General features: G+C 54.7%; 22 protein-coding genes. 11 read left to right on the top strand and 11 right to left on the bottom strand.

The annotated features are described in order from the left end of the window. Nucleotides 1–33: 33 nt before the first annotated feature. The 7 genes from hxlAB to PFER_RS10720 are packed head-to-tail and all read left to right on the top strand — an operon-like array spanning nucleotide 34 to nucleotide 4,783. Nucleotides 34–1,254, top strand: a complete 1,221-nt coding sequence (hxlAB, locus tag PFER_RS10750) for a bifunctional 3-hexulose-6-phosphate synthase/6-phospho-3-hexuloisomerase (RefSeq protein ID WP_048152148.1) — start codon at nucleotides 34–36, stop codon at nucleotides 1,252–1,254. 10 nt (nucleotides 1,255–1,264) lie between these two features. Then, nucleotides 1,265–2,020 (top strand): FtsZ/tubulin family protein, encoded by a 756-nt coding sequence (locus tag PFER_RS10745; protein WP_048152145.1) that lies wholly within the window; start codon nucleotides 1,265–1,267, stop codon nucleotides 2,018–2,020. A 5-nt stretch (nucleotides 2,021–2,025) separates the two neighbouring features. Continuing rightward, nucleotides 2,026–2,679, top strand: a complete 654-nt coding sequence (locus tag PFER_RS10740) for a TIGR02253 family HAD-type hydrolase (RefSeq protein WP_048152143.1) — start codon at nucleotides 2,026–2,028, stop codon at nucleotides 2,677–2,679. Then, the gene (locus PFER_RS10735; RefSeq protein WP_048152140.1) at nucleotides 2,676–2,861 is read left to right on the top strand and encodes a hypothetical protein; all 186 of its coding nucleotides are present in this window, start codon (nucleotides 2,676–2,678) and stop codon (nucleotides 2,859–2,861) included. The genes PFER_RS10740 and PFER_RS10735 overlap by 4 nt, the downstream gene beginning before the upstream one ends. After that, nucleotides 2,858–3,319, top strand: coding sequence for a DUF2284 domain-containing protein (locus tag PFER_RS10730; protein WP_048152137.1), 462 nt, complete (start codon nucleotides 2,858–2,860; stop codon nucleotides 3,317–3,319). The genes PFER_RS10735 and PFER_RS10730 overlap by 4 nt, the downstream gene beginning before the upstream one ends. Nucleotide 3,320: 1 nt before the next feature. After that, nucleotides 3,321–3,791, top strand: a complete 471-nt coding sequence (locus tag PFER_RS10725; protein WP_048152135.1) for a hypothetical protein — start codon at nucleotides 3,321–3,323, stop codon at nucleotides 3,789–3,791. Beyond that, nucleotides 3,788–4,783, top strand: a complete 996-nt coding sequence (locus PFER_RS10720; RefSeq protein WP_048152133.1) for a PIN domain-containing protein — start codon at nucleotides 3,788–3,790, stop codon at nucleotides 4,781–4,783. Before PFER_RS10725 ends, PFER_RS10720 begins: the two co-directional genes overlap by 4 nt. Here the strand turns inward: PFER_RS10720 and PFER_RS10715 are convergent. Further along, complete coding sequence (locus PFER_RS10715) at nucleotides 4,773–5,453, bottom strand: RAD55 family ATPase (protein WP_084593967.1); 681 nt, start codon at nucleotides 5,451–5,453, stop codon at nucleotides 4,773–4,775. The two genes, PFER_RS10720 and PFER_RS10715, sit on opposite strands and share 11 nt — an antisense overlap. A gap of 89 nt (nucleotides 5,454–5,542) precedes the next feature. Next, entirely contained in the window at nucleotides 5,543–6,298 is a 756-nt protein-coding gene (locus tag PFER_RS10710) for an ATPase domain-containing protein (protein ID WP_048152659.1), read from the bottom strand. Between the two features lie 216 nt (nucleotides 6,299–6,514). Here PFER_RS10710 and PFER_RS10705 point away from each other — a divergent pair, with 216 nt between their 5' ends. Next, nucleotides 6,515–8,422: a molybdopterin-dependent oxidoreductase gene (locus PFER_RS10705; protein WP_048152126.1), complete on the top strand. Its 1,908-nt coding sequence runs from the start codon at nucleotides 6,515–6,517 to the stop codon at nucleotides 8,420–8,422. 9 nt (nucleotides 8,423–8,431) lie between these two features. Here the strand turns inward: PFER_RS10705 and PFER_RS10700 are convergent, their stop codons facing one another. The 5 genes from PFER_RS10700 to PFER_RS10680 all read right to left on the bottom strand — a co-directional run bounded on the left by PFER_RS10700 (nucleotide 8,432) and on the right by PFER_RS10680 (nucleotide 12,724). After that, on the bottom strand, nucleotides 8,432–9,520 hold the full coding sequence (locus PFER_RS10700; protein ID WP_245612549.1) for a DUF835 domain-containing protein: 1,089 nt from the start codon (nucleotides 9,518–9,520) through the stop codon (nucleotides 8,432–8,434). Nucleotides 9,521–9,674: 154 nt separating this feature from the next. Next, nucleotides 9,675–10,397: a polysaccharide deacetylase family protein gene (locus tag PFER_RS10695; RefSeq protein ID WP_048152121.1), complete on the bottom strand. Its 723-nt coding sequence runs from the start codon at nucleotides 10,395–10,397 to the stop codon at nucleotides 9,675–9,677. Continuing rightward, entirely contained in the window at nucleotides 10,375–11,598 is a 1,224-nt protein-coding gene (locus tag PFER_RS10690) for a glycosyltransferase family 4 protein (protein WP_048152118.1), read from the bottom strand. Before PFER_RS10690 ends, PFER_RS10695 begins: the two co-directional genes overlap by 23 nt. Beyond that, the gene (locus tag PFER_RS10685) at nucleotides 11,574–12,446 is read right to left on the bottom strand and encodes a lysylphosphatidylglycerol synthase transmembrane domain-containing protein (RefSeq protein ID WP_048152115.1); all 873 of its coding nucleotides are present in this window, start codon (nucleotides 12,444–12,446) and stop codon (nucleotides 11,574–11,576) included. The genes PFER_RS10690 and PFER_RS10685 overlap by 25 nt, the downstream gene beginning before the upstream one ends. Before the next feature lie 83 nt (nucleotides 12,447–12,529). Then, nucleotides 12,530–12,724, bottom strand: coding sequence for a hypothetical protein (locus PFER_RS10680; RefSeq protein WP_048152112.1), 195 nt, complete (start codon nucleotides 12,722–12,724; stop codon nucleotides 12,530–12,532). A gap of 231 nt (nucleotides 12,725–12,955) precedes the next feature. Between PFER_RS10680 and PFER_RS10675 the strand changes: the two genes are divergently transcribed. Beyond that, nucleotides 12,956–13,540, top strand: coding sequence for a phosphatase PAP2 family protein (locus PFER_RS10675; RefSeq protein WP_245612547.1), 585 nt, complete (start codon nucleotides 12,956–12,958; stop codon nucleotides 13,538–13,540). Further along, nucleotides 13,533–13,994, top strand: a complete 462-nt coding sequence (locus PFER_RS10670; RefSeq protein WP_048152109.1) for a COG2426 family protein — start codon at nucleotides 13,533–13,535, stop codon at nucleotides 13,992–13,994. Before PFER_RS10675 ends, PFER_RS10670 begins: the two co-directional genes overlap by 8 nt. A 16-nt stretch (nucleotides 13,995–14,010) precedes the next feature. On the opposite strand, the gene PFER_RS10665 is transcribed toward PFER_RS10670, so the two are convergent. The 3 genes from PFER_RS10665 to PFER_RS10655 all read right to left on the bottom strand — a co-directional run bounded on the left by PFER_RS10665 (nucleotide 14,011) and on the right by PFER_RS10655 (nucleotide 18,252). Then, on the bottom strand, nucleotides 14,011–15,291 hold the full coding sequence (locus tag PFER_RS10665) for an MFS transporter (protein WP_048152105.1): 1,281 nt from the start codon (nucleotides 15,289–15,291) through the stop codon (nucleotides 14,011–14,013). 206 nt (nucleotides 15,292–15,497) lie between these two features. Then, nucleotides 15,498–16,820: a TldD/PmbA family protein gene (locus tag PFER_RS10660; protein WP_048152103.1), complete on the bottom strand. Its 1,323-nt coding sequence runs from the start codon at nucleotides 16,818–16,820 to the stop codon at nucleotides 15,498–15,500. 10 nt (nucleotides 16,821–16,830) lie between these two features. Further along, nucleotides 16,831–18,252: a TldD/PmbA family protein gene (locus PFER_RS10655; RefSeq protein ID WP_048152100.1), complete on the bottom strand. Its 1,422-nt coding sequence runs from the start codon at nucleotides 18,250–18,252 to the stop codon at nucleotides 16,831–16,833. Between the two features lie 225 nt (nucleotides 18,253–18,477). Between PFER_RS10655 and PFER_RS10650 the strand changes: the two genes are divergently transcribed. After that, a complete protein-coding gene (locus tag PFER_RS10650; protein ID WP_048152097.1) occupies nucleotides 18,478–19,197 on the top strand; it encodes an RAD55 family ATPase in 720 nt (239 codons plus the stop codon). On the opposite strand, the gene PFER_RS10645 is transcribed toward PFER_RS10650, so the two are convergent. Further along, nucleotides 19,186–20,238 carry an HD domain-containing protein gene (locus tag PFER_RS10645; protein WP_048152094.1) on the bottom strand — a complete coding sequence of 351 codons (1,053 nt, stop codon included), beginning with the start codon at nucleotides 20,236–20,238 and terminating at the stop codon, nucleotides 19,186–19,188. The two genes, PFER_RS10650 and PFER_RS10645, sit on opposite strands and share 12 nt — an antisense overlap. Nucleotides 20,239–20,299: the final 61 nt, after the last annotated feature.

The following is a 20,299-nucleotide window of genomic DNA, read 5'->3' as shown; positions in this document are numbered from 1 at the left end:
ATGTTAAGCCGACAGCCTCTGGAGGTACTAAAGATGATACTTCAGGTTGCGCTCGACTTAACGGATATCGAAACGGCTATGAGCATAGCGGAAAAGGCGGCACGCGGCGGCGCCCACTGGCTCGAGGTGGGAACTCCCCTCGTGAAGACGGAGGGCATGAGGGCGGTTGAACTCATGAAGCGCCGCTTCCCGGACAGGAAGATAGTGGCCGATTTAAAGACCATGGACACAGGTGCCCTCGAGGTGGAGATAGCGGCGAGACACGGCGCCGATGTCGTTTCTATTCTCGCGGTCGCCGACGATAAGACCATAAAGGACGCCGTCAAGGTCGCCAGAAGGTACGGCGTCAGGGTCATGGTTGACCTCATAGGCGTCAAGGACAAGGTCAAGAGGGCCAAGGAGCTCGAGGCGATGGGCGTTGACTACATCCTAGTGCACACGGGGATAGACGAACAGCTCCAGGGCAAGAGCCCCCTCGAAGACCTCGAGAAGGTCATCAAGGCCGTTAAAATCCCCGTGGCAGTTGCGGGAGGGCTCAACCTCGAGACGATACCGAAGGTCATAGAGCTTGGAGCCACTATAATCATCGTCGGCGGTGCCATAACAAAGGCCCAGGACCCTGAAAAGGTGACGAGGCAGATTATAGACCTCTTCTGGGGAGAGTACATGATGACCGTGAGGAAGGCGATGAAAGACATAACGGAGCACATCGAGCACGTCTCAGAGTCCCTCAAGCTCGAAGAGGTCAGGGGAATGGTTGACGCCATGATAGGCGCGAACAAGATATTCATCTACGGCGCCGGAAGGAGCGGTCTCGTCGGCAAGGCCTTCGGGATGAGGCTCATGCACCTCGACTTCAACGTTTACATCGTGGGTGAGACCATAACTCCTGCCTTCGGCGAGGGAGACCTCCTCATAGCCATCAGCGGTTCGGGAGAGACCAAGACGATAGTTGACGCCGCGGAGATAGCCAAGCAGCAGGGCGGAAAGGTCGTGGCCATAACCTCCTACGCCAACTCGACCCTCGGAAAGATAGCGGACGTTGTGGTGACGATCCCCGGAAGGGCCAAGACGGACGTTCCAACCGACTACATCGCGAGGCAGATGCTCACGGAGTACAAGTGGACGGCACCTATGGGCACGCTCTTTGAAGATTCCACCATGGTGTTCCTCGACGGAATCATAGCGCTCCTCATGGCGACTTTCCAGAAGACCGAAAAGGATATGAAGAGGAAGCACGCTACCCTCGAGTAGGGGATTTTGCATGCTTCCTTTCAATCATATTTTCATAGGAATAGGGAACAATGGCTCCCTCATCGTGCGAAACATCGAGGTCAATGACGCCCAGAGGGTTATCGTTGACACCTCCGACTACCTCCTCGACAAGAGAACCTTCGTGGAAGGCGTCGCGGAGTTCTTCAAGAACATTCCCGAGAACGCCATAATGTGGCTGGTCTTTGAGAACAAGCCCGTGAATATTGAGATTGCCCAACTCATGGATTTCTATGCACCCCGGGACGTTGTACGCTTCGCCTATGTGCTGAGCCCTTACATGGAGCTCGTCACGATGAAGCGGCCGGCCTGGACGAGGCACTTTGAGACGGTGTTCTACGACTCCCTGTGGGAGGTCCTCAACGAGTACCGCGAGGCCTCGATAAAAGAAGCCTTCCAGTACGCCGGAAAGAGAATAGGCGGGATGTTCTCAAAGCTCTACCGTTACCTCGAGAACGATATGCTCGTTAACGTTGACTACGCGGACTTCTTCGCCATGGTCAGAGGCGGGAACGTCGGCATAATAAGGCTTCTTCATGAAGTGGACTTCAGCTGGCACTGGGGAATATGGGACAGGGGACTGATAAGCATCCGCGCCGGGAAGAACGTTCCGCTTACGCATGCCCACACGGTGCTCCACCGGTTCCAGGAGATACTAAAGGAGAAGGACGTCATATGGGGCGTCCAGATAGACGAAGAGGTCGCCGATGACGTTGAAGTCCTCGCGCTTCTAATCAAGAAGTGGTGATTGGGATGAGCGTAAGGGCCCTCTTCTTCGACATTGACGAAACGCTCCTATCCGAGAGGTCCCTCATAATGCTCTTTCTGCCCCAGGTCTACGAGCAGATTTCCAGAAAGTTTGGAATCACGAAGGGAGAGGCCAGGGAGCGTTTTCTTGCCGAGATTATGGGAAGGAGGGACACCTACGACTGGCACGACTGGAACTTCTTCTTCCGGATGTTCAACGTTGACTTGAGGTTCGAGGAGCTTTTGAGGGCCTATCCCCACAAGATAACCGTGTTCCCTGACACGAAACCCATGCTCGAGTGGCTCAGGGAACACGGCTACAGGCTGGGGATAATAACGAGCGGGCCCGAGTACCAGCGCCTGAAGCTCAGGGTGGTGGGACTCGACGGCTACTTCGATACCATCGTAACCCGCGACGATGTAAAGGCCATAAAACCCGAGCCCAGAATATTCCTCGAGGCTCTCAAGCGCCTCGGGGTTGAGCCCGAGGAGGCCATGATGGTGGGAGATTCGCTAACGCAGGACGTCATGGGCGCCAAGAACGTTGGCATGAGGGCCGTGTGGATAAACCGCTCCGGTGAAGAAGATTACCACTTTGCCGACTACGAGTTGAGAACCCTCACGGAGCTTATGAGAATCCTAAGGAGGGATGAATCATGAAGGAGCTCTTCAACAGGGAGGGTGTCTTCTACGAGGTGAAAGTGGAGCGCGTCAAAATAAGGGAGAACGACGAGATTATACACCGACAGGAAAGGCCAACCGAGCTCTGGTGGACGCTCAAGGAGGCCCTAAAGGGGAAGCGCGTCCGCGTGGTCGTTTATGAGCTCGAGGGAGAGGAATGAGAGTAATCCTCACAAGGGAGGTTGAGGCGGAGGATATCACCGTCTCGCCCCGCCCCGTGTGGAAGTGCCGCTCCTGTCCCATGTACGGGAAGAGGCCCTCGTGCCCTCCCCACGCTCCCCCGTGGGGTGAGGCCAGGGAGTGGGTGAGGAGCTACAGAAGGGCCCTCCTCGTGAAGTTCGAGGTGGACTACTCCCGTTTCGAGGAGGAGAAGCGTGAGGTTCTCAATCACCTCCTCGAGCTTGAGAACAAGCTTTTCAGGGAGGGAAAAGCCTACGCCTTTGCCCTCTTCCCCGGCAACTGCAACCTCTGCCTTGACTGCCCCTTCGAAAGAACAGGTGAATGCAGGATGCCAGAGAAGGTGAGGCCCAGCATAGATGCGGTGGGGATAGAGCTCTCGAGCATCACGGAGATTAACTTCTCCGAAAGTGTTTTGTACGGGCTCGTCATGATAGAGTAGTATGAGGGCCTACATAACAATGCTCGGGCGCTCCTCGTGGGCGACCATCAACTCCTACTACGCGGTGCTGATGAGGGAGAACTACCGCCCCGAACGCATCTACATCGTTGTTGAGGAAGCCTACAGATCAAAGCTCGAGAAGACCGAGGAGGCACTCAGGATAATCTCCGAGGCCTTCGGAATCAACCCCGAGATTGAGAGCGTCGTTATCGAAAACGCCAGCTTTCTGGAGGCGGAAAAGCGGGTGGTTCCCATCATAAGAAAACTCAAGTCGGAGGGTTTTGAGGTCGCGGTAGACATAACAGGCGGACGAAAGGCCGTCGTCGTTGGCACGCTGATAAAGGGCCTCCACGAGGGGATAGACCATGTCTACTACCTCGCCATAACGGAGCTGTCCTTCGCAGACAGGCCCTACATGATGATCCCCCTCCACGTTCAGCATTTGAGGGACTTCATGAGGGAGATGACATGAGGGAGCTCATAATACGGAAGGCGGAACTTCAGCTGCTCATAAACCTCCTCCAGAGGAATGGCTTGAGGGTGGAGTACCCCCTCTACGGGATGCATCTCCTTGAGGTACGCCCTGTGGAAGGCGGCTACCACATAAAAGTTCTCACTGGGAGGAGGGAGTTCTCGGAGTTTCTGCGGGACAAGAGGGAATTCTACGACGAACTCCCCCAGTACCGCGATTTCCACGAGGCTTTCCTCGCGGCTGGTATAATAACCTACGACAACGCCGATGAGTTCCAGGAGAAGCTGGGGCTCTACGAGTCCCTCACCAAGGGGGTGGTCTTCGCCCCCGACACCAACGTCCTCTACCACTCCTTCATCTCGAACTTCGAGCCGCTAAAGAGCCACGAGATAATAATCGTTGACCTCGTCAAGGCGGAGATAGAGAACGCCATGAACTTCAAGTACCGCCCCTCCGAGATTAAGGCCCTGAAAAAGGTTCTCCCCCACGGAGAGCTCCTCGACGAGTTCCACAACAGGAGAAAGAAGCGCTCCAGGAAAGCAGCTTACGTGGCCCTTAGAGAGTTTGAAAAGCTGAAGTACAGGGCCATAGAGGTTCAGGCAGTGGAAAACTCCGGCCGTTCCAACGACGAACGCATCGTGAAGACCATAAAGAACTTCGATAAGAACAACGCGCCCCTCACCGTCCTTCTCACGGCGGACGTGGCGATGACTGACATAGCGAGAATGGAGGGGGTGGAGTACTTTCTCTTTAAGTACCCCCACGAGGAGCCGGACGAAGTTTTTGCGAGTGCCTACGGGCTGCGCTCCCTGATATTCAACCTCGCGGCCGTGTTTGGGGTGGTGAGCGTAAACAACGTTTACATCCTCGGCGAATTCGGCGGAAAGTCCCGCCTCGACGAGCTCAAGGTTTACCCGAGAAAGTGGTTCGAGGAGTTCAACTTCCACCTGGAGGTATGCAGAAAAATAGAGGGGCTCGGGATTAAAGATTGAGTTTTATACCCCTCGACGTTATCTCGTAGGGAATCCACGAGAGTACGTGCTTTGTTCTGCGCATTCCGTAGACGCGCAGGTACCTTCTGAGCGTTTTTCCCTCCTCCATGAGGCGGAACTCGATGATGCCGTCAACTATGGCCTTGACCATCATCTCCACGTGGGGGGCCTCTATCCCCGAGTTCATCTCGAGCAGCCACACCTGTTTCTGCCTGTGGGCTAGCTCCTTAAGGTCCTCCAGAAACTTGTAGATTTGCTTCCTGTCCGCCTCAAAGAATATGGGGGTGAGGGAGGAGATAACGCCGGTTATGAACGGCGGGTTCCTGCTGGTCATTATGTTGAGCGTCATGTCCTTTATGGCGCTTATTATCTGGGTTGTGTCGCTTACGTTGGTTACCATGGCCTCATCGAAGGCGAACTTCGGCTTCCCGCGGAGCCTGGTAGTGTAGGCGTCTATTATGTAGAGTCCCTCGTCGAGGTACTTCTCAAAGTCCCAGCCAAAGTCCATCGCGTTGCTCACGAACTCGTAGCGCGAGATGTCCGTAAAGATGCTGATTACTGGGATACCGTAGTGCAGCTGGTTGTGCATAAACTGGCTCACGAAGGTCGTCTTGCCCGCCTTGGGGTCGCCTATAACGAGGATAACACTTCCCCGGGGAACACCCCCCATAATAAGGTCGTCAATTACGCCCGTAGCAACTCGAGTGACCTCTCTTTCAACTTCCTCGCCGTCAAGGGGGAGCACCTATATCACCCGGTTCAGTATATCTCTCCGCTCGGATACACGACTATTCCATCACTGGTTATCTCGAAGGGGTACTTCCTCATGGAGTGCTTGGTCTCACGCATCTTCCTTATGAGGAGGTAGCGTTTGAGTTCTATGTTCCTCTCCTGGAGGTCGAGAAGGACGACACCCCTCGCGATGTACTCCTCAATACCGTAGCGGCTGATCCTGCCCTCCTGGGGGGCGGGGGCCTCCGTGGTCAGCACCGTGGTGACGCCCATCTCAAGGAGTATGGTGTTGAGCTTAAGGAGCACTTCCCTGATCTGCCTCTCCTCGGCAAGTCTGAAGGCGAGGGAGGGTATAGAGTCTATCACGAGGCGCTTGGCGTTTATTGATTTGACAACGCGATAAACGTAGCGGAGGAAGTTGTCCACGTTGAACTTGTCTTCGAGGGCGAACTTTTCCTCTGATGGAAGGCCAACAGAAGAGCTAACACCGTCTATTATAACGATCTTGCCCTCATCCTCGTACTTCTTAAAGTCCCATCCGAAGGATTTAACCTCCCTTCTGATGTCCTTTGCCCTCTCCTCGAGGGTTACAAAGACTCCAGGGTCGTCGTAGAGTTCAGCACCCCTGTATATGAACTGGGCAGCGAACGTGGTTTTACCTGTACCGGTTCCACCCGCCACTAGAACCGTGGTGTTCTCGGGGAAGCCACCCTCGATTAGGTCATCAAAACCAGGAATTCCGCTCGGCACTCTCTTAAAGAGAGACTTCCTATCCACTGGCATCATCATTATCACCATCCTACAGTGACCGTAATGAAAGGACACCGTTTCTATCTCTCTACTTCGCGGTAGAGTGTTATAAAATTTTTGGCTATGGTGGGGAAAGGCGTGTAATTCCTGCAACAATAGGACAGCAATCTAACAAAAGATTCAATGTTGAGCCAGCGGTATGTGCAAAAACGTTTAAATTAGGCACTCTGAACTTAAATAGGGATGGCGATGTTCAGTGTCTGCACCCGGGACTGTTACGATACATGCTCGATGGTGAGCGAGTTAAGAGATGGGAAGTTGTCGGTGAGGGGGAACCCCTCCCACCCGATAACAAGGGGCTTTCTCTGTCCAAAGGGCGCCCTTCTCCCAAAGTGGTTCCACTCCGCGGAGAGGTTAAAGGTTCCACTCATACGAACCGGCGAGAGGGGAAGTGGGGAATTTAGAGAGGCGAGCTGGGATGATGCGATAGAGCTCGTGGCAGGTAAGCTGAGGGAAACTATAGAGACTTACGGGAGCGAGAGAGTTCTTGTCTATCAGTACGCCGGCGATAGGGGGGTTGTGAACTACGCCTTCCCCCTGAGGCTCTTTCACTACCTGAACACGGCGATGCTCGACCACGGGATATGCGATAGAGCGGGACAGGAGGCTTTGAGGGACGTCTACGGCACCGCAGTTGGCCTCGATCCCGAGGAGCTGAGGAACCAGAGGCTAATAATCTACTGGGGCGTGAATCCCTTCTGGACGAACCTTCACGGCTTCATGCTCGCAAAACGATACGGTCTTGAGACCTGGACAGTTGATGTGGTGAGAACTGAAACAGCAAAGCGCTCCCACAGGTTCTTCCAGATAAGGCCTGAGACGGACGTACTTTTTGCCCTGGGAGTTGCAAAGACTCTAATCGAAGAGAACCTCTATGACGAGGATTTCGTGAGGAAGAACGTCCACGGCTTCGGGGAGTTCAGGGAGTACGTTGGGAACCTCGAAATGGACTTTATCGCGGAGGAAACCGGTTTGCGGGTTGGGGAGATAGAGGCTTTCGCGAGGAATTACGCGGAAAAGCGGGGCGTTATTCACATCGGCTACGGCTTCCAGCGTTCCCTGGCAGGAGGGGATGCGATAAGGGCGATAGCGATCCTCCCGGCCTTAGTTGGACACAGCTTCGGCTTCATCTACGACATGAAAACCGTAGACAAGTCCTACGCGGAAGGAGCCTTTCTAAGGACCAAACCCGCCAAGAGAGTCCCCCAGATGAAGCTGGCAGAATACATCGAGGAGGGCGAGATAAAGTTCCTCTACGTCTACAACTCCAACCCTCTCGCGAGCCTGCCCAACCAGAACCGCCTGAGGAAGGTGCTGGAGGAGAACGACATCTTCGTTGTCACCCACGACATCTTTTTGACCGACACTGGCCTTTACTCTGACGTTGTTTTACCTGCCAATACATTCTTCGAGCGCCTCGATATCGTTGATTCCTACTACCACCGCTACGTAGCTCTAAACGAGCCGGTTGCGAAGCTTTACGGGAAGAGCAACAGCGAGGTAACGAGGCTCCTCGCGAGGGCCCTGGGGATAGAGAACCCCCACCTCCACGAGAGCGACGAGGAAGTAATAAGGAAAATCCTCGAGCTCAACGGCCTGAGCTGGGATGAGCTGAAGAGAAAGGGCTTCGTCAGAGTGCCGGAAAAACCGCAGAAATGGGAGACGGCCAGCGGGAAGATAGAATTCTACTCCCAGCGGGCCGTTGAGCGCGGCCTTTCACCGTTCCCGGAGTACAGAAAGCGCGAGGGCAAGTACCCTCTGAGGCTTTTGACCCCGACATACAGGATGACGATAACGAGCCAGTACCACAACACCTACGGGATGGTTGATCCCCGCCTCTACATCAACCCGCTCGATGCGGAGGGGAGAGGGATAAAAGAAGGCGACGAGGTGGAGGTCTTCAACGACAACGGAAGAGTGAAAACCCTGGCAAAGCTCACAGAGGATGTCCCAAGGGGAGTTGTCCTCCTCTACAAAGCCTTCTGGGCGAGGCTCCTTGGCTGGAACGCGAACTTCCTCACGACAGATGAGACAGTTAATGGCTACGGAAACGGCTCCGCCTATCACTCAACGTGGGTTGAAGTTAGGAGGTCGTAGCGGGTCCCGTCATTCGAGGTCGAGCCTTTCCAGCTCCCTTGAAATCAACGCCCATTGATTTTCCGAGTACATGGAGGGCGATGTTAGCACAATAAGCGTGCCGTGGAAGTGCATGATGTTATCCTTCAGGGAGAGCAGGAACTTAAACGCGTTTTCAAAGCCGTTCTCCACCACAAGGTATTCCAAGCTATCAACCACCACGAGTGAATGGCCCTTCTCAAGGTGCCTCCTCACGAGGTCGAGGAGGATGCCGATGTCAGTGGGGGAAATTGCCGTCGTGTTCTCGCGTATCCTGCCGGAAATGACCCTGGTAATCCAGAAAACCGGGAACGTGGGGGTTATTCCCTGCGGTGAGTTCCTCGTTATGAGGACACCGTTTCCAGAACGCTGCATTTTATGAACCAGTGCTCTTAGAGCCCTCCGGGTTTCCACGTAGAACGCTCCGGGCGGCAGGTTCACGCTCGTGCTTCTCGGGGGAACCACGTGGAAGAGGGCGTACCTCGCCATGCCCACGAAAACCATGGCCCTAAAAACCGCTCCCGCGCCGTAGAGGTAGGGGGCGAGAGGGGTTTTTATTGTAAGGGGGTAAGTAGCGTTAATGCTCCCCAAGAGAATCAGTCCGAGGGGGAACAGCGTTGCCACGTTTTTAACGCCGACCTCCTCTTTGATAAGGGCGTATCCCACAAGAATGAGGGAGGCCCCCATGAAGGGAAGGGGGAACGCGAAGAGAACCGTAGGGGGCTCGTTGAGGAGAGTCCCCACAAGAACGTATGTCGAACCGAGGACGACACTGAGAACGACCACAAGCTGTCCCCATGGCGTTTTAAGACTATCGAGAACAAGGAGGGCCGCTGCTATCAGGAGGGTTCCCTCTATCACCGCAAACGTGCTTAGGAGGGGTATTAAAACCGCTACTTCAGGGACCCACCCCAAATGCGCCAGGATTGGTTTCTGGGTAAGGACGGCCAGAAAGTCTATCCACAGGGCCACGCTCAAGAAGAGCATGAATTCCTCGCGCTTCTTCACCCACTTGTAGAAGGAGAATCCCCAGGTGAAAAACCGCATTACAACGTTCAATATTTCCAGCACATACCTCACCATTGGAGGTTTAGGATTAGAGCTATAAACATTTTGGCCAATTAATCGGGAGGCCCCTAGCATTTTTCTTTCTCAAAACCCATATTCCAGTAACTGTTTCGGGGCACAACCCGGGCCCATACCCTGATTTATCCGTCACAATGAATATGGAGTTCTAACCCTTTGCGGATTCCACATCAGCGAAGATACCGGGATATTCCCCTATTAATAAAAATTTCACGTTCTCCCGTTTATAGTGGTCTATAAGCCTTTCAAGCAACAAAAGGGCTTTATTACCTGTGTTAAAACGACAGTCAAAGCGTACCCCTCCCATCGGAACGAATTCCCAGGGATGGGCAAAATAAACCCTTGGTTCCCGGAGGTGAGAATGTATCGCGCGTTGAATGCTCCACGGAAGGCGAAGAACTGAGGAGGTTACCGACGCTGGCACCTCAAGAACGCCGTTCACATAATGCACGCCCTCCAGATATCCTTTGTAGCGGGCAGCGGAGGAGTCAACGAGTACTCCGTTCTCATTCAGCACTCCATAGAGCCAGGAAGGCAACTGAAGGTTGGGAGCCCTGAACGAGACAACATCCCCAAACTCTCGCAGCACAGTTAGGGATTTTTTTACGGCCCTTTCGGCATCGCTTTTTGAAAGTCTGTCCAGCCGTTCGTGGTTGTAGGCATGACTTCCCAGTTCATGACCCTCATCAACAACGCGCCTTACTAAATGGGGGTACTCCCTCGCCATCCGCGCGGTAAAGAAGAATGTCCCTCTTACGCCTTTCTCTTCGAGCAGGTCAAGGATTTTTGGAAGACCTTCTTCCATTCCCCTGGTTGTGCTCAGGTAGGGCGGGCAGTCCTGCTCAACATCAAAGGTTAAAGACACCAGCATCTGCAACCCCCCTCTTGAGTGCCTGGTGGAACCTGTAAAGGAGAAACGGATTTCCACCTCCCCGGTTCATTGTTCTCTCATAAACGTCCAGCACCTCTGGAATTACAGCCTCCCAGCTAAAGCGGTCTTCCACACTCTTTCTTGCGTTTTTGCCCATTTCCTCCCTCATTTCCTCATCGTCAATCAGAGCCATTAGGTTTTGCACCAGTTCACCGTCGTCCTGAGACACCAGACCCGTCTTTCCGTGCTCTACGACCTCGCTTATTCCCCCATGGTTGTTTGCAACCACCGGAACGCCGCAGGCCAGTGCCTCAAGCGCGGCTATTCCGAAGGCCTCATAAATTGTGGGCGATAGGTATACGTCACTAGCCTGTAGGTACTCCCGTACTTTCTCCCTCGGCTGTCTTCCGAGGAGTTTCACGGTGTCCTCAACGCGGTACTGCCTGATGAGCCGTTCGATAGTCTCCCTTTCGGGTCCATCTCCAATTATCAGAAACGTCATGTTTTCGCCGTGTTCTTCTTTTACACTCTTTGCAATCGCCGGAATCACATGAACCCGCTTTCTCTTCGTCAGACGGGAGGTCGTGGCTACGACCACTCCTTTTAGGCCGAGGGATTCCTTCAGTTCCTCCTTATCCTCCGGTGGCTCCCAGAAATCTGCATCTATCCCGTTGGGGATGGTGTAAATTTCCCTCTTTCCAAGGTTCCTGCCGAGGATTGAGCGCGTGTCCCCTTCAACCGCCCTGCTAACGGCGATGAACGAACTGACCTTACGGAGGGAGATGCGCAGGAGAGTGATGTACGCTGGATTTAAAATTGAGTCCCCAAGAAGAGAGTGATTGGTTATAACACTTGGAATCCCCCTTATCCCAGCTGAGAGATTGGCAACACCGACGGCCAGGGGTGAGTATATGCTGTGTCCGTGGGTTACGTCAAAGTGCTCCATTTTGTATAGCTCGTTTATTTGTTTCAACGCATCCGTTCCAATGCTCACGTGGAAGCTATCCATCGTTACCCTACCCCTAAACCGGTGAACATCATAGGGGAGTTTCTCGTCGGGATAGTTTCCAAACCTCGTTATTACGTGGACTTCGTGACCCATTTCCACCAGGTGAGTGGCGAGGTCGTGGATGTGATATTCTATGCCCCCCACACTTGGAAAGAACCAGTCTGAGACTAGTGCGATCTTAAGGCTTTCCATACTTCAACACCTCCGGAAGCTACCAGGGCCATGAAACCGACTACCGTACTCGATACGTACGAGATGAACCTCTCGATTAACGTCACCGAGAGCGCCAGCGTTGATGGGATTCCGAAGTAGGTAAGGGTTCCAAGAAGCCCTCCTTCAACTATCCCAATTCCGCCAGGTGTGAACGCCATCAGGCCGAAGAGCAGGTTGGCCAGCGAGACTATCGCAAGAAATGTGAGCGGTGGATCCCAGCCGAAGGCCATCGCTATAAGCTTCAGCCGGGTAACATCCAAAAGCCACACGGCCGAACTCAGGCCGACGGTAAGTATGCTCACGGTTGGTTTCTTTTTGAGTTCGAGCATCCTAACCAGGTCATCCTGTCTTAGGCTGACCCTGAAGAGCCTGACCGAGAGCATCACTACTCCGTCCCATTTGAACCACAGCAGTACCGCAGCGATCCCTCCAAGCACTACAAATGCCACAATATGCGTTGCAAAGTATGAAGCCCCCAAAAGGGTGAGTATAAGCAGGGGTATCACTTCTGAGATCCTCTCGTAGAGTATGCTGGCAGTTGAGAGGGCTACGGGCACTTTGTGCTTCTTTGAAACCCATGTGACCCTTAGAATCTCGCCGCCCCCGCGGCTCATTGGGGTTACGTTGTTAACGAAAATCGAGGAGAGATGGATTTTCAACAGCTCCATTAGGGGGATACTCCTTCCCATGCCGTTTAGCACTATCTTCCACCGAAGGGCGTAGATAAGCACACTGAGGTAATAAGTGGCCACCGCCATCCCCAGGAGCTCCAGGGCCCTGCCGTCCAACGACCTAATAACGGAGATATAGCTGGCTATGTTCATCATACTTCCCAACTCTCCTACCACGCAATCTCTAAAAGCTATCTGGTACGTTTTTCAAAATGTAAAGATAAGAATATGAGGCACGCTCAGTTCTCACCTTCCTGTTGCACTTCCTCGTTTATGGTGTCGTTGTCCACTGAGTTAGCGGATTCATCCTTCTCAAGCTCTTTTCCGGGTTCTTTCTCTTCGCCGCCTTCAGTGTCCTCTTTCTCCCTCTCGTCGCCGTTCTCAATGTGGAGCACCTTTCCGTTTCCGGCATCAACCTTCACGTCTAGGAGCATTGTAATTGCATACCGGCGGACAGGTTCAGAAAGTCTCTTATAGTATCGTCGACCTTTTTGCTCTATGCACTGTAGGACTTTGTAGAAAGATAAGAGGAAATCCAGTGGAGTTTCTTACAATAGCACCGCTCTTCGCCGCGGTTGCCATCAAGGAGGGAAGAGAGGATGAATGAACGCCCCGGCTCTTGGAGTTTTCTAACTTTAACGGCATTCCTGATAATCTTGCTCCTTATGGAATGGCTCGGTTCGTTCAATGGGGCCAACGCATGGGCGAACTCTGCGCTTCCCCACGGAGGCTCCCTTGTTAACATTCTCACCGATACGGGGAGCTTCGCCGCAGTTGTGCTTTACATCCTAGTATTTATTGCCTGGGACGTTGTAAAGCGGGGAAAGCTGAGCCGCTTCACCCTTGAGGTGGGCATTACAATAGTGGCCTCGATGGTTGCGGTGGGCCTGCTCAAGGTTCTGACCGGCGTCCCCCGGCCGGGTGAGGCCCAGGTTCACTGGAACCTGCTAGAATCCCTGAAGAACGCCGACTACTTTGCCTTCCCCTCAGGCCACACGGCCAGGGCCGCGGTGCTCGCCTACTTTTTTGCCGGGCGCTGGAAGAAGCTCTGGCCGCTCTGGTGGGGCTGGGCTTTGGCCATAGCCCTCTCAAGGCTCCTACTCCATGTGCACTGGTTCAGCGACGTCCTCTTTTCATTGGTGCTCGGCCCGTGGACGGGCATGGCCGTGGAACTCACCGAAAGCCTGTGGCTCCCCTACTACCGGCGGATAGTCAGAGGTCTCAAACTGGGGGTGTTTGACGTTGAATAATCTCAGTGAGGTCTTCCTGCTCTCGCTGATTCCGACTTTTGAGGGGCGCTACGCGATAGTCTACGGCATCGGGAAGGGGTATCCTCTCTGGGGAACCCTTCTAGCGGCCACCCTCGGTGTTCTGCTCCTTTCCTTCGTTCTCCCGGCGGTTCTGCCGTACATAGACAGGTTCATGCTCTGGCTGGAGGGAACGCCCCTCAGAAAGGTGGCCCCCCTCTACCTGTACTACCTTGAGGGCGTTAGAATCAAGGCGCATCCTTACGTGGAGAGGTGGGGGTTCATAGGTCTCGTAATCTTCGTTGCCGTCCCCCTGCCGGGAACTGGCGTCTGGACAGGCTCTCTAGCAGCCTACCTCTTTGCCATCGAGAGGAGACAGACAGTTCCAGCTTTAATCCTCGGCGGACTGTTGAGCATGGGGATAACCATAGGGCCGGCGCTGGGAGTGTTTGGATAGAGTGGAGAGGGGAGGCTCACGCGAGCTCCCTCCCCATGGTCTCCTCTCCCAGGGCCAGCACGTCCAGCGCTCCGATTATCGCCACCACGGCTATCACCAGCACCGCCAGGGCCGCACCACTAACCTCCATGATTTTTCCTGCGATTATTGGTGCGGTTCCGCCTCCTATCCTCGCCATCGCTCCGGCCCACCCTGTGCCGGTGCCCCTGACCTCGGTCGGGTAAAGTTCCGGTGTGTAGGCGTAGATGGCTCCCCACGCGCCGAGGTTGAAGAAGCTGAAGGCTATCGCGCTCGCTATTATCGCCCCCTCGTTTCCGGAGCTGGCGGCAAAGTAGAACCCGAGTCCTGCGAGGCCGGAGAGCAGGAGGTAGTAGGAAAGGGTCTTCTTCCTCCCTATCCTTTCAAGGAGGTAAGCCGCACTCCAGTAGCCGGGGAGCTGGGCTATGGCCGTTACTATGAAGTACTGGAAGCTCCTGAAGACCGTTATTCCAAGGGTGGCGGAGAGGAACCTCGGGAGCCAGATGAAAAACCCGTAGTAGGCGAAGGCTATGCTGAACCAGGCGATGGTCAGCATGAGTGTTCTCTTCCCGTAGCGCCTCCAAAGATCCCCTACTGAAACTTTTCTGCCGGCTTCGGGCTTCTCAAGCTTCACTTTGACGCCGAAGATTTTCATGAGGGTCTCCTCGGCGTTCTTAACACGGCCCTTGGACAGGAGAAAGCGCGGAGACTCTGGCAGCGTTAGGAGAACCGGAACGAGGAGCACCACTGCACCTCCAAAGAGGAGTATGCTCCTCCAGTCCGCCTTGACGAGAAGGGCAACGACGCCGATTATTATCGTCCCTACCGCCCAGAAGCTCTCGAGGATGGAAATCATCGCCCCCCTCACCGAACGGGGCATGAACTCGGCGAAGTATGAACTCGCAACCGGCAGGGAGCCGCCCAGGCCGAGGCCTACAATGAAGCGGAGGGCTATGAGCTGGTCGAGGTTAGCGGCAAAGGCGCTGGTTATTGAGCCGAGCGAGAAAGTCGAGACCGCCAGAATCAGTGCCTTCTTCCTCCCAATTCTGTCGGAGGCGTAGCCGAAGAGCCACGCCCCGAAGAGCATGCCGAACAGCGCCGCCGAGCCGAGGGAGCCAAGCTTCGTCAGGCTTCCCCGGAATGCCGGCTCCTTCTTGAGCAGAGCAATAACGAAGCTCGCCGCTATGGTGTTGACCGCTATGAAGGCCCACACGGTTCCGAGGATCGCTAAAAGCTTGTAGTGAAACTTATTCAAGCGGGAGTTTTCAATGGCCTCCATTTTTCCACCCCACTCTTGGTAAACGTGAAAGAAGTTTTAAGCGTTTTCTCGGCCTTCCAGTTTGTTATGCCTGTTACTTGCCTCAAGTGGATGATTAAGGAAAACGGGTTCCATGGAGATACCCTATGATCTCCAGCATAACTTAGGGGAATACCTCCCTTTAATCCTTCATAGAGTTAAAAAAGTGGAGGGAGCCCGAAAGGGCTTCACTTCGTCGCCCTCGTTATCCCGACGTCCTTGACCAGAACGTAGGGTGTTGAGACAGGTGTTTGAACCTCCCACCAGTGGATGTGGTGAGACTCTTTTCCGAGTGCAGCTATGCTCTCCAGTATGTGCTGGAGGTTGTCGCTTACACGGATGTTCCTTATCGGCCTCAGCTCGCCGTTCTCCACGAGGAATATGCCGTCCCTCGGTATCGTTGAGAAATCCCCCGTCACGTAGTTCTGGAAGCGTGTGTACCAGACGTTGGTTATGTAGATGCCGTGCTTGACCTCGCTGAACAGCTCCTCCTTTGAGTAGTCGCCCGGCTCAAGGACGATGTTCCAGGCTTGCGGCATTATCAGCCCGGCGTTGGCTGTCGTCTCGACCTTGTACTTTCTCGCCATGCTCGTGTTCAGGAGGAAGGTCTTGAACGTTCCGTTCTCGATTATGGTCGTTTCCCTCGTCGGCACGCCTTCGTCGTCGAACTTCCTCGTGCCGTAGCCGTTCGGCATGTTGCCGACGTCCTTTATCGTTACTATCTCGTTCGCGACCTTCTGGCCGAGTTTGTTGACGAGGAAGGAGAAACCAGCTTCGGCGGCATAGGCGGACGTCATGAAGCTCATGTAGCTGAGAAGGTTGGCGAAGGCCAGCGGGTCGAAGATAACGTCGAACTTCCCCTCCGGCCCCTGCTCCGGGCTCTGGGCAAGCTTGGCAATCTCTCCCGCTTTTCGCCCAGCTGATTCTGGGTCGAACTTCTTGAGGACTCTTACGGAGTTCGTCCCGTGGCCGCTCTCGAGGTCGCCGATGAATGCCCTGACGCTTATCTCTATCCCCGTTCCCTCGTCGAAAGCTTCCACTCCGTTGCTCGTTGTGAGGTATATTTTGTCGTGGTCGGTGTAGAGCACTCCAGCTACCCTCTTGGCACCCTCCTCAAGGGCCGCGTTTATGGCCCTCTCGACGTACTCGTTCGGCTCATCGAGCTCAACTATCGCCTTGTCGAACGTCTCAGGGATGTCTCTGTACTCGAAGGGGCCCTCAGCTATGCCGTAGTAGTCCTCCTTCGGGGCCATGCCCTTCATGTTCGAGAGGAGCGTTTTGAGGGTCTTCTCGATGTTCTCCTCGCTCAGCTCGGTTATCGTCGTTCCGGCGACCCTCTTCTCAAGCTCCACAAAGAGCTCGACCTTCCTCTCGTGCCAGTTTTTGGCGACGGTTATCTCGTTGTTGGCGAAGCGGACCTGTCTCCGGTCCTTTTCGTAGCCGAGGACAACAACGTCTCCAAAGCCGAGTTCCTTCGCCTTCTTAAGGATGAGTTCGTTAACGTCAAACATCTCCACCACCTCACGGCCTCCTCAGCGGGATATCGCGCAGTCTCGCGTGCGCTCCGCCCATCCAGACTGGGACTCCTTGTCCGGGCTCGCCCTTGCCGCAGGTTCCCGGATAGTACTCGACTTCCTTTCCAACGGCATCAACGCTGCTCCACAAAGCTCTCGTCGTTATCTCGAGGATGGGCCTCCTAACAGGGTGCTTTATCTCACCGTTCTCGATGAGGTAGGCTTCTCTGCCGATGTACCTCTGCTGGTAGCGCCTGTCGTCTATGTTCCACTCGTTGAAGCTCACCATGTAGACGCCGAGCTTGACGTCCTCGATGAGCTCCTCGAAGGAATAATCGCCGGGAGCCAAATACGTGTTCGCCATCCTGACTATCGGCTCGCGGTTGTAGTTGATTGCCCTCGCGGCCGCGTTTGAGCGCTGGCCAAGTTTCGCCGCGTACTCCCTGTTGGTGAGGAACTCGGTGATGATTCCGTCCCTTATGAGGTACCTCGGGCGGGCCTTCACTCCTTCGTCGTCGTAGAGGTAGAAGCCCCAGCTGTTCGGGAGTGTTGGGTCCTCGATGACGGTAACGGCTTCACTTCCAATTCTCTCGCCGAGCATGTCGGGCTTCACGAAGCTCTCCCCCGCCTGGGCCGCCTCCCTTCCGAAAATTCTGTCGGCCTCGTAGGGGTGCCCAACGCTCTCGTGGACGGCTATGCCCGCTACTTCGGGGCTTATCACGAGGTCTACCTTCCCCTCCGGCGGTGTTTGTCCCTCGTAGATCAACTTCTTAAGGGCCTGCACGTCCTTGACCGCCCACTCCCAGGGTTCGTCCTTCTCGATCAGCTCAAGGCCGCCGGCGAAGGCCCTCTTAACAAATGGGGCCTGTTCCATCTGGCCGTTCTCGAAGACGACGAGGTTGTAAACGGTGGAAACGCGCGGGATAACGCTCTCAACCAGGGCCCCCTCGCTGTTGACGATGATCTTGTGCCACACCTCGTCAGAATACATCAGATAGCGCATCGGCACGTTGACGCCGGTGGCTTTTACCTCCTCTTCGATCTTCCTTAGGAGTTCGAGCTTCTCCTCCGGGGAGACGTCGCGGAAGTCCTTCCTCATCCTGACCTCGTAGTAAACTTCGTGGAAGTCCTCCTCGCTGAAGCGTATCGGCTCGTTCCTCACTTTAGATGCGGCCTTAGCTAACTTCACGGCCTTCTTGACGGCCTCGGCAACGCTTTCCCTGGTTAGAACGTTGGTTGATGCGAAGCCCATGCCACCGTTCACGAGAACTCTAATACCTATGCCCCTCTCCGCCTCTACCGAAAGACCCTCCGGGTTTCCGTTTTTCATTGCCAGAGAGGTGCCGCTCTTCTCCTCGAAGCGCGCCTCCCCGTAATCCGCCCCCAGTTCGAGGGCCTTCTCAACGGCGAAATCTAGGAGTTCATGCATGCACACCACCTCGGTTTACTGCATAGAATAGTGCTTCCTAAAGTATAAAAATCTTTTCGCTTAGATGGTGGTCGAAAAGAATCGCAAATCAACCATGCCGAACTATTTAATGACCATGAAACTACCAAACGTTACAAAATTGTTGTAAACTTTTCCAAAACACAATAATACTACTGACAAAAAGGTTATAAAACACTGAAAATATAGCCTGCGCCAGTGAGGCCTATGGAACATGAAGCCCCCGTCAGAGTACCAACGGGAATCATTGATGACCTTATCATGGGTGGCATCCCCTTGGGGAGCATCGTACTTCTGAAGGGGGCCCCCAAGGCCGGAAAGAGCGTTTTTACGGGCCAGACACTGTACAACCATGTCAAAATGGGGATACCCGTCATAGGACTCGCGGCGGACCAATCACCGGAGGAGACACTCGAAGACTGGAGGGGGATTGGCTTTGATTTCCAGCCCTATAAAAGCCATCTATACCTCGTGGATATCTTCACCCGCAGGCTGAACTCAAAACCCGGTGCAGAGCCCGTAATAGAGGATCCCTACGACGTTGGCTCGTTCATTCAGGCCCTTCAGGGGATGACGCTCCGGGCGATGCTCGACCACAGCCCCCCTTACATGCTCGGCTTCGTGTCCTCTGTAAACTCCCTCTTCAGGGGTATGAGGCGCTCCCTTGTTTACGACTTTCTCGTCTCGCTAAGGGACTTCGCCCGGAAAAGCAGGCAGGTGTGGATTCTTGAGATGAACTGGGGGATAGAGAACGAGTCCGTGGAGACCCTCATAAGTGCCATGGCCGATGGAGTCATAGAGTTGGGCATAAGTGAAGAGCCGCAACCCCAGCGCTACCTCAGGGTTTACGGAATGAACCGGACGCATCACGTTCTCCGGACCGTTCCCTTCTCAATAGAAAGGGGAGGGATAAAGTTAAAGCTCTAAGCACTCCCTGACCCTCTCAACCACGTCCTCCCTCGCGTAGACACCCCAGCGCCAGTGGGTGTCCTTGAGTTCGACGAGGGCCCTCACGAGGGGTGAGACTTCGCTGAGCCTACCTCCCCCTTCCACATGGGCGTTTCTCTCCTCGAACTTCGGCTTTGGCGGATAGTCGAGGAGGGCCAGATGGCCGAACTCGTCCTCCAGGAGTGCCCTCAGCTCCTCCAGCCTCCCAAGCTCCTCCCGAGAGTAAAGGACGCGCTTGTAAAGTTTCCTATCATCTACAGCCCTCACAAGCTCCCGCACTTCCTCGCGCTCGCTTTCCCTGAGCCTCGCTATCAGGTCCACCTCGTCCATAAAGCGTATCTCCTCGTAGGGGATGCCCTCGAGCTCAACGGCCTTCACGAGCATGGCGCTGGCTATCCTCGAGACGTGGTGCTGGTAGACGGTCGGGTACATCATGCTCCTCGCGAGAAGGAGGGACTGAGCCGCCATAATTCCCTTTTGCCCTATCAGGAGACTCCTGCCGTCATAGATCAGGTTTCTTATAAGCCTCTCGAGGTCAACCACCCCGTAGCCAACCCCGGTGTAGTAGGCATCGCGGACTAGGTAGTCCATCCTGTCGGCGTCAATATCGCCGCTCACCGCCGGGTGCTTCAGGAGCTTCAAAAACTCACCAAGGGAGTAGCGCTCCTCGATGACGTCCCTTATCTCGCCCTCCGCGAGAATACGCCTCGTGTTGTCCTCGTGCCGCGGGTAGATGGCCTCCAGCGTATGCGAGAAAGGGTAGTGCCCTATGTCGTGGAGCAGGGCGGCGTACTCCACCCCCTCCTCCATACTTCCATTATGGGAGGCAAGTACCCTAGCTATGTAGAAGGTCCCGAGGGAGTGCTCGAAACGCGTGTGCCTGGCGGAGGGGTACGCGAGGTAGGCGAGGCCAAGCTGGGTTATTCGCCTGAGCCTCTGGAATTGAGGCGTGTCCACCAGCTTGAGCGCGAAGTCGTCGAGCTCTATATGACCGTGAATAGGGTCGTGTATGAGCTTCATGCAAGTTCCTCGCCGGGTGGGTTAATAAACTTCGCGGCTGTGGCAGGAATTCGACACCCCC

The sequence above is a fragment of the Palaeococcus ferrophilus DSM 13482 genome, assembly GCF_000966265.1.
GTDB lineage: Archaea > Methanobacteriota_B > Thermococci > Thermococcales > Thermococcaceae > Palaeococcus > Palaeococcus ferrophilus.
The sequence above is the reverse complement of the archived record's forward strand: the minus strand, read 5'-3'. Positions and strand labels throughout refer to the sequence as shown.

Excerpts from the sequence above, each read along its gene's own strand:
- hxlAB (WP_048152148.1), top strand. The coding sequence starts at position 34 with ATGATACTTCAGGTTGCGCTCGACTTAACGGATATCGAAACGGCTATG.
- PFER_RS10745 (WP_048152145.1), top strand. The coding sequence starts at position 1,265 with ATGCTTCCTTTCAATCATATTTTCATAGGAATAGGGAACAATGGCTCC.
- PFER_RS10740 (WP_048152143.1), top strand. The coding sequence starts at position 2,026 with ATGAGCGTAAGGGCCCTCTTCTTCGACATTGACGAAACGCTCCTATCC.
- PFER_RS10735 (WP_048152140.1), top strand. The coding sequence starts at position 2,676 with ATGAAGGAGCTCTTCAACAGGGAGGGTGTCTTCTACGAGGTGAAAGTG.
- PFER_RS10730 (WP_048152137.1), top strand. The coding sequence starts at position 2,858 with ATGAGAGTAATCCTCACAAGGGAGGTTGAGGCGGAGGATATCACCGTC.
- PFER_RS10725 (WP_048152135.1), top strand. The coding sequence starts at position 3,321 with ATGAGGGCCTACATAACAATGCTCGGGCGCTCCTCGTGGGCGACCATC.
- PFER_RS10720 (WP_048152133.1), top strand. The coding sequence starts at position 3,788 with ATGAGGGAGCTCATAATACGGAAGGCGGAACTTCAGCTGCTCATAAAC.
- PFER_RS10715 (WP_084593967.1), bottom strand. The coding sequence starts at position 5,453 with ATGGGGGGTGTTCCCCGGGGAAGTGTTATCCTCGTTATAGGCGACCCC.
- PFER_RS10710 (WP_048152659.1), bottom strand. The coding sequence starts at position 6,298 with ATGCCAGTGGATAGGAAGTCTCTCTTTAAGAGAGTGCCGAGCGGAATT.
- PFER_RS10705 (WP_048152126.1), top strand. The coding sequence starts at position 6,515 with ATGTTCAGTGTCTGCACCCGGGACTGTTACGATACATGCTCGATGGTG.
- PFER_RS10695 (WP_048152121.1), bottom strand. The coding sequence starts at position 10,397 with ATGCTGGTGTCTTTAACCTTTGATGTTGAGCAGGACTGCCCGCCCTAC.
- PFER_RS10690 (WP_048152118.1), bottom strand. The coding sequence starts at position 11,598 with ATGGAAAGCCTTAAGATCGCACTAGTCTCAGACTGGTTCTTTCCAAGT.
- PFER_RS10685 (WP_048152115.1), bottom strand. The coding sequence starts at position 12,446 with ATGATGAACATAGCCAGCTATATCTCCGTTATTAGGTCGTTGGACGGC.
- PFER_RS10680 (WP_048152112.1), bottom strand. The coding sequence starts at position 12,724 with ATGCTCCTAGACGTGAAGGTTGATGCCGGAAACGGAAAGGTGCTCCAC.
- PFER_RS10675 (WP_245612547.1), top strand. The coding sequence starts at position 12,956 with ATGGAATGGCTCGGTTCGTTCAATGGGGCCAACGCATGGGCGAACTCT.
- PFER_RS10665 (WP_048152105.1), bottom strand. The coding sequence starts at position 15,291 with ATGGAGGCCATTGAAAACTCCCGCTTGAATAAGTTTCACTACAAGCTT.
- PFER_RS10660 (WP_048152103.1), bottom strand. The coding sequence starts at position 16,820 with ATGTTTGACGTTAACGAACTCATCCTTAAGAAGGCGAAGGAACTCGGC.
- PFER_RS10655 (WP_048152100.1), bottom strand. The coding sequence starts at position 18,252 with ATGCATGAACTCCTAGATTTCGCCGTTGAGAAGGCCCTCGAACTGGGG.
- PFER_RS10650 (WP_048152097.1), top strand. The coding sequence starts at position 18,478 with ATGGAACATGAAGCCCCCGTCAGAGTACCAACGGGAATCATTGATGAC.
- PFER_RS10645 (WP_048152094.1), bottom strand. The coding sequence starts at position 20,238 with ATGAAGCTCATACACGACCCTATTCACGGTCATATAGAGCTCGACGAC.